The organism is Azospirillum sp. Marseille-Q6669, from assembly GCF_965111635.1.
Window position 1 is genome coordinate 488,996 of the sequence record NZ_CBCOOP010000005.1, and the last position, 6,005, is coordinate 495,000.

The window sequence follows — 6,005 nt, forward strand, 5'->3', positions numbered from 1 at the left end:
CCTACTCGGGCTTTCCGATCAGCCCGTGCTTCTTCAGAAGCCCGCGAAGCTGGTGGTAGCCGAGCCCCAGCGCCTCGGCGGTTTGGCGCTGGTTGAAGCGGTTGCGCTCCAGCGCCGTCTCCAGCAGCCCGGACTCGAAGCGCCGCACCTGCTCCTGGAAGTCTCCGGCGGCAACGGGCACCTCGTTCGTCGCGACGTCCGGTGACGGGGCGGGAGTCGTCGGCGCCTCCGGCCGCCAGGCGGAGGCGAAGGGGTCGAGCAGGATCTCCTCCACCGGTCCCTCCGGGTCGGACGCAGCGACGGAGCGCTCCACCGCGTTGCGCAGTTCGCGCACGTTGCCCGGCCAGTCATGGTCCAGAAGCTGCTCCAGCGCCCGCGGGGCGAAGCCGGGAAACAGGGGGCGTTCCAGCTCGCGCACCATGCCCAGCGCGAAATGCTCGGCGAGGATGGGGATGTCATCCCGCCGGGCGCGCAGCGGCGGCAGGGTCACCACGTCGAAGGCCAGCCGGTCCAGCAGGTCGGCGCGGAACCGCCCGGTCTCGGCGAGCGCCGGCAGGTCGGCGTTGGTCGCCCCGATCACCCGCACATCGACGGTCTGGGTCCGCCCGCCGACCCGCTCGATCTCGCCATACTCGACGGCGCGCAGCAGCTTTTCCTGAACGGCGGCGCTGGCGGTGGCGATCTCGTCCAGAAACAGCGTGCCGCTGTCGGCCTGCTCCACCCGCCCGATCTGCCGCCGGATCGCCCCGGTGAAGGCCCCGGCCTCGTGCCCGAACAGTTCGGAATCGAGAAGACTCTCTGTCAGCGCGGCGCAGTTCACCTTCACGAAGGGGCGGTCCCAGCGGCGGGACAGATAGTGCAGGCGGGCGGCTATCAACTCCTTGCCGGTTCCGCGCTCCCCGATGACCAGCAGGGGGCGCTCCAGCGGGGCCACGCGGGAGACGTGGGCAAGGACCGCGTGGAAGGCCGGGGACTCCCCGAGCAGAGGGGGCGGATTGGGCTGCATGGTCAAAAAGGCGAAGAGTTGGCGAATTTCTTCATTCTATCGCGGAAAGGGCGATGCTCCAAGCCTGGACGCCGTCCACTCACTCCAGAAAATCCAGGGCTTTGCGGGGATTCCCGGCTTTGGCATGGCCATTGCGAAGAAGAGGACCAAACAAGGAGACCCGCATGAGCCACTACAGCGACTACCACCGCCGCTACACCCGCGAGGCCCGTCCGCTGGCGGCGCGCATCCGGACCTACCTGACCTCCCGCCCGACCGAGAGCTGGGCGTTCTTCGCCGCCGGCCTGCTGATCGCCACGATCCTCGGCTGACGCCGTCAACGCCCGACCACCAAGCGACCAAGAACGGACACATCCCCATGAGCATCTTTTCGCGCCTGACCGACATCGTGCAGTCCAACCTCAACTCCCTGCTCGACCGCGCGGAGGACCCGGAGAAGCTGATCCGTCTGATCATCCAGGAGATGGAGGACACGCTGGTCGAGGTGCGTTCCTCCACGGTGAAGATCATCGCCGAGCGCAAGGAGATCGAGCGCCGCATCGCCGACCTGCACCGCGAGCGCGACTCCTGGGACCGCAAGGCCGAGACGGCGCTGACCCACGACCGCGAGGATCTCGCCAAACAGGCGCTGCTGGCCAAGTCCCGCGCTGCAGAGGAGGCCGATGTCCTGACCGCCCAGCTGGTCCAGGTCGAGGAGGCGCTGTCCAAGTCCAACGAGGACATCGGCCGTCTCCAGGCCAAGCTGACCGACGCCAAGAACCGCGAGAAGGCGCTGGTCGCCCGCACCAAGACGGCGGCCAACCGCGTGCGCGTCCGCTCCACCCTGCATGACGAGCGGATCAACGACGCCTTCTCCCGCTTCGAGCAGGTGGAGCGCAACCTCGACGAGCTGGAGGGCCGTGTGGAGGCCTACGATGTGGGCCGCACCAAGACGCTGACCGAGGAGATCGCGGAGCTGGAGGCCGACAAGAAGGTTCAGGACGAGCTGGCCGCGCTGAAGGCCCGCGTCGCCGCGCGCCGGGGAAGCTGATCTCGCACCGGCGCGGGCGCCGGCCCCGACTTCGTCTTTCCCGACAGCGGGGTTGGCGTTGAGTCCCCTCTCCCGCCGGTTCGCGGGAGAGGGGTTTCCCAAACAACAAGAAAGGCCGTCCCCCGATGAGCGGTTTCAGCTTCGTCCTCGCGGTGCTCTTCATGACCGTGGTGGCACCGCTTTGGATCATCTTCCACTACATCACCAAATGGCGCGGGCAGCGCGGGCTGTCGGCCCAGGACGAGCAGCTTCTGGGCGAGTTGTGGGACATCTCCAACCGCCTGGAGGGCCGCATCCACGCGCTGGAACGGGTGCTCGACGCGGAGTCGCCCAACTGGCGCGACAAGCTGTGAGCCGGCCGTATTCCACATTCATTCCGACCTGACGGGAGCCCGACGATGGACCGTTCTTCGCCCTACGACTCGCCCAACCCGCACCGGCTCTTTCGCGATCCGCAGCGTGGCGTGGTGGGGGGCGTGTGCGCCGGCGTCGCCGATTATTTCGGGTTCCGGCCCGGACTGGTGCGGCTGGCCCTGGTGCTCGGCCTGTTCTTCTTCATGCCGCCGGTGCTTCTCGCCTATGTGATCGCGGTGCTGGTCCTGCCGGTCAAGCCGCCGGCAGTCTACCGCAATTCGGAGGAGGAGGCCTTCTGGCGCGGCGTTTCGATCAAGCCCGACCGCACCCTGGCCGGGTTGACGCAACGCTTCCGCGATTTCGAGAAGCGCGTGGGAAACCTGGAAGCGCATGTCGCTTCCAAAGAGTATGAACTCAACCGCGCGATCCGCAACCTGGACCGCTGACGGCAGCCCCGGAGCGTCTCCGGGGCAAGGCCGCCGCCTGACCGCAGCGCCGCCTGACGCGGCGCCGGTGGGTCAGCGCCGACGGCGGTTCCGGCTGCGCACGCGCACCGGCTTCATGGCCGGGCGGGCGGCAGCGAGACCGGCGAGGGCCGCAGCCATCGCCCCAACGAGCACGACCAGATCGAGATCCATCATGGCTCCTCCGCTTGACCCGAGCAGAATGACGCAACTGTGAAGGACATGGTAGCGAAAAGAGGTGACAGCAACCGTCCGTCCGGCAGATGACCGCCACCGGGGCTCCCCCCCAATGAGGAAGCCTATCCGTCCGGGTCGTCAACCGAGGTAAGGCTTTACTGAAAGAATGGAGAAGCCGTTGTGTTCGGGATGGCGGGCGTTGATCTTCTCCCGCACCTTCGCCTCGTCCAGGCCCCAGAGCAGAAAGCGGCGGCCCCTCTTCCAGCGCTCCAGAGCCGTCTTCTCCTGGCTGCCGGTGACGCGCGCGGCGCGACGCCGGATCAGGGGCGGGCTGGGGTTTTAGGCTCGTCCGCGACGCACACGCGGTCGCGTCCGGCCAGCTTGGCCTCGTAGAGCGCGGCGTCGGCGCGGCGCAAGGTCAGCTCAATGGAGGGCTCCGACGCGCTCCACTCGGCCACGCCCAGGCTGGCGGTGATCGGGATGGCCCGGCCATCGGTCACCACCGGGCTTCCGGCAATGGCGGCGCGCACCCGCTCGGCCACGATGCGGGCCCCGGCAAGGTCGGTCTCCGGCAGCAGCGCGACGAACTCCTCCCCACCGAAGCGGGCGAGTTGGTCCGAGGTGCGCAGGGCCTCGCGGGCGCGGACCACCACCGTGCGCAACGCCTCGTCCCCGGCGGCGTGGCCGTGGCCGTCGTTGACCGCCTTGAAATTGTCGAGGTCGAGCAGGATCACGCTCAGCCGTCGCCCGTGTCGATGCGCCCTCCCCAGCTCCGCGGCGGCGAGGTCCAGGAAATGCCGGCGGTTCCACACGGCGGTCAGAGGATCGACCGTAGCCAGCCGCTCCAGCTTGGCGTTCGCCGCCTCCAGCGCCCGGGTGCGTTCGGCGACCCGGGCCTCCAGCGTCTCGTTGGCTTCGCGCAGCCGCTCATACAGGCTGACGTTGGCGAAGCTGATGGCGATCTTGGAGGCGAACACCTCGACCAGCCCACGGTCCACGTCGTCCAGAGGCCGGTCGGTGTGAATCCAGGCCGCCACTTCGTGCCCGTCCGGCACACGGATGAACAAGGTCGTCTCGTTGGCGCCGTAATGGCTCCGGCGGCTGCGGAAGGCGTCGGTGATGCGGTCGGCGAGGGCCGGCGGGATCATCGCGTCCGGGGCCACCGCTCTGGTCGGCGACGCGGTCTGCCCGGCCGCCTCGGCGTAGCAGCCGGCCCCGGCCAGCACGTAGAAGGCGCCGTCGGGCAGCGGCCGGCCGGTGGCGCCGCGCTGGGCGCACAGGATGGCGTCGGGCTTCACCCGCAGGAAGGCGGACAGCTGCGTCAGCACCCCGGCCGCGAACTGTTGCATGCAGCGCAGTTCGAACAGGCGGTCGGTGGACTGGATGATCTGCTGAAGCCCGCGGCGGTTGGTTTCCAGCGCCACGATGTCGGCGTAGGCGCGCAGGGCCGCGACGACGGAGGTGAACAGCTTCTTCGCCGTCAGCTCCGCCTTGGACTTGTAGTCGTTGATGTCGTAGGCGAGGACCACGTCCTCCTCCGGCGCCTGTCCCGGCTGGCCGGTGCGCAGAATGATTCGGATGGCGTGGTTGTTCAGCTCCTCGCGGATGGTGCGGACCAGCCGCAGCCCGGCATCGTCCGTCTCCATCACCACGTCGAGCAGGATGATGGCGACGTTGGGAGTGCAGCGCAGGATGGCCGCGGCCTCGCCCGCCGACAGGGCGCTGACGAGCGACAGGCGACGCCCCTTGTAGCGCAGGCCCCCCAGCGCCAGCCGGGTGACCGCATGGACCTCCGGATCGTCGTCGGCGATCAGCACGATCCACGGCTCCGCCCCGTCCTCGGGCGGCGGCGGCTGGTCGTCGTCTGCGAACAGAAGGTCGGTTTCCATGCTGTGCGTTCCGCCCGTCCTGTCCGTCCGTTCAGCCTGCCCGTTCAGCCTGCCCGTCCGTTAGGCCTGTTGCCGGCCAACAACCGGTTTCCCGGCGGTGCCGGTCAGGGTTTGCCACGCGGATTGCTGCCATTCAGCGGTAACCGATGCAACTTCACCTGCGCAACGGGTTCGTTGTCCTTATGGAATGAATTTCGTCCTTTCGCAACCGTCGGTCCGCGGCATGTCGTTTGACCACGATCAAAGCAGGCGGCGGCGGCGGGCGGCAGACTGCGTTGAAACGGGGTGGCGGCAGGCCATCTTTCCGCAAGTCTGTGGAGCGGGTGTTGCGAATGTTGGATCGTCGGATGTTTCTCACGGCCATGGGGGCGAGCTTGACGGTGGGCGCTCTGGCCATCGCGGTGCGCAGCCTGGCCGGCACCTCCGTCGCCGCGGCCTCTGCCGCGGCCAAGCCGGAGGTGATGGTGTGGAAATCGCCGACCTGCGGCTGCTGCGGCGGCTGGGTGGACCATATGCGGGCCGCCGGTTTTCCGGTGACCGTGCAGGAGGTCGACGATGTGGAACCGGTGAAGGTGCGTCTCGGCGTGCCCGCCCGGCTCCAGTCCTGCCACACTGCCTTGGTCGGCGGCTATGCCCTGGAAGGCCATGTGCCCGCCGACAGCGTGCAGCGGCTGCTGCGCGAACGCCCGGCGGCGGTCGGCCTCGCCGTTCCCGGCATGCCGCAGGGCTCGCCCGGCATGGAGACAGGGGTGAAGGACCCTTACGACGTCGTTCTGTTCGGTGGGGCTGGTGGCGACAGCGTCTACGAGCGGCGCTGACCCTTCCGGGATAAGTCCGATAACCGGCGCCCTCGGGGCTTGCCCTTCCGTTCCTAGCTTCCAGCGGCGGGCCTTCCAAAGGTCGCCCGGCTTGGCGGAACGGAGGGAACGGCGTGACCACGGCATTCGACCTCGTCATCATTGGCTGGCTGAACGGCTACAGCCGCGCCAGCATGGCGGCGGACAAGACCATCTATGTCATCGCTCAAAGCGACCTGCTGAAGGGCGGTGTGCTGATGGCGCTGCTGTGGTGGTGCTGGACCCGGC

Annotated in this window: 9 protein-coding genes (1 of these 9 cut by a window edge); 6 read left to right on the forward strand and 3 right to left on the reverse strand. The window is 68.5% G+C overall.

Annotation, left to right across the window (positions count from 1 at the left end):
* Position 1 precedes the first annotated feature (1 nt).
* The gene (gene pspF / locus ACWPXE_RS27575; protein WP_454020383.1) at positions 2–1,006 is read right to left on the reverse strand and encodes a phage shock protein operon transcriptional activator; all 1,005 of its coding nucleotides are present in this window, start codon (positions 1,004–1,006) and stop codon (positions 2–4) included.
* 164 nt (positions 1,007–1,170) lie between these two features.
* Here pspF and ACWPXE_RS27580 point away from each other — a divergent pair, with 164 nt between their 5' ends.
* The 4 genes from ACWPXE_RS27580 to pspC all read left to right on the forward strand — a co-directional run bounded on the left by ACWPXE_RS27580 (position 1,171) and on the right by pspC (position 2,836).
* Positions 1,171–1,317 carry a hypothetical protein gene (locus ACWPXE_RS27580; RefSeq protein ID WP_014239099.1) on the forward strand — a complete coding sequence of 49 codons (147 nt, stop codon included), beginning with the start codon at positions 1,171–1,173 and terminating at the stop codon, positions 1,315–1,317.
* 47 nt (positions 1,318–1,364) lie between these two features.
* Positions 1,365–2,036 (forward strand): phage shock protein PspA, encoded by a 672-nt coding sequence (pspA, locus tag ACWPXE_RS27585; protein ID WP_454020384.1) that lies wholly within the window; start codon positions 1,365–1,367, stop codon positions 2,034–2,036.
* 125 nt (positions 2,037–2,161) lie between these two features.
* Positions 2,162–2,389 (forward strand): envelope stress response membrane protein PspB, encoded by a 228-nt coding sequence (gene pspB, locus ACWPXE_RS27590; RefSeq protein ID WP_454020385.1) that lies wholly within the window; start codon positions 2,162–2,164, stop codon positions 2,387–2,389.
* Positions 2,390–2,434: 45 nt separating this feature from the next.
* Complete coding sequence (gene pspC, locus ACWPXE_RS27595) at positions 2,435–2,836, forward strand: envelope stress response membrane protein PspC (RefSeq protein ID WP_237904442.1); 402 nt, start codon at positions 2,435–2,437, stop codon at positions 2,834–2,836.
* A 72-nt stretch (positions 2,837–2,908) separates the two neighbouring features.
* Here pspC and ACWPXE_RS27600 read toward each other — a convergent pair whose 3' ends face one another.
* Together ACWPXE_RS27600 and ACWPXE_RS27605 are read right to left on the reverse strand one after the other, a co-directional pair.
* Positions 2,909–3,031: a hypothetical protein gene (locus ACWPXE_RS27600; RefSeq protein WP_014239103.1), complete on the reverse strand. Its 123-nt coding sequence runs from the start codon at positions 3,029–3,031 to the stop codon at positions 2,909–2,911.
* A gap of 320 nt (positions 3,032–3,351) precedes the next feature.
* Entirely contained in the window at positions 3,352–4,920 is a 1,569-nt protein-coding gene (locus tag ACWPXE_RS27605; RefSeq protein WP_454020386.1) for a diguanylate cyclase, read from the reverse strand.
* Between the two features lie 347 nt (positions 4,921–5,267).
* Between ACWPXE_RS27605 and ACWPXE_RS27610 the strand changes: the two genes are divergently transcribed.
* On the forward strand, positions 5,268–5,738 hold the full coding sequence (locus ACWPXE_RS27610) for a DUF411 domain-containing protein (RefSeq protein ID WP_454020387.1): 471 nt from the start codon (positions 5,268–5,270) through the stop codon (positions 5,736–5,738).
* Positions 5,739–5,851: 113 nt separating this feature from the next.
* Positions 5,852–6,005, forward strand: the 5' end (the start) of a protein-coding gene (locus ACWPXE_RS27615) for a phosphatase PAP2 family protein (protein ID WP_454020388.1). 551 nt of this gene lie beyond the right edge of the window; 154 of the gene's 705 nt are visible here — the first part of the coding sequence; it begins with the start codon at positions 5,852–5,854; its stop codon lies off the right edge, out of view.

Excerpts from the sequence above, each read along its gene's own strand:
- pspC (WP_237904442.1), top strand. The coding sequence starts at position 2,435 with ATGGACCGTTCTTCGCCCTACGACTCGCCCAACCCGCACCGGCTCTTT.
- ACWPXE_RS27580 (WP_014239099.1), top strand. The coding sequence starts at position 1,171 with ATGAGCCACTACAGCGACTACCACCGCCGCTACACCCGCGAGGCCCGT.
- pspF (WP_454020383.1), bottom strand. The coding sequence starts at position 1,006 with ATGCAGCCCAATCCGCCCCCTCTGCTCGGGGAGTCCCCGGCCTTCCAC.
- pspB (WP_454020385.1), top strand. The coding sequence starts at position 2,162 with ATGAGCGGTTTCAGCTTCGTCCTCGCGGTGCTCTTCATGACCGTGGTG.
- ACWPXE_RS27600 (WP_014239103.1), bottom strand. The coding sequence starts at position 3,031 with ATGATGGATCTCGATCTGGTCGTGCTCGTTGGGGCGATGGCTGCGGCC.
- ACWPXE_RS27605 (WP_454020386.1), bottom strand. The coding sequence starts at position 4,920 with ATGGAAACCGACCTTCTGTTCGCAGACGACGACCAGCCGCCGCCGCCC.
- pspA (WP_454020384.1), top strand. The coding sequence starts at position 1,365 with ATGAGCATCTTTTCGCGCCTGACCGACATCGTGCAGTCCAACCTCAAC.
- ACWPXE_RS27610 (WP_454020387.1), top strand. The coding sequence starts at position 5,268 with ATGTTTCTCACGGCCATGGGGGCGAGCTTGACGGTGGGCGCTCTGGCC.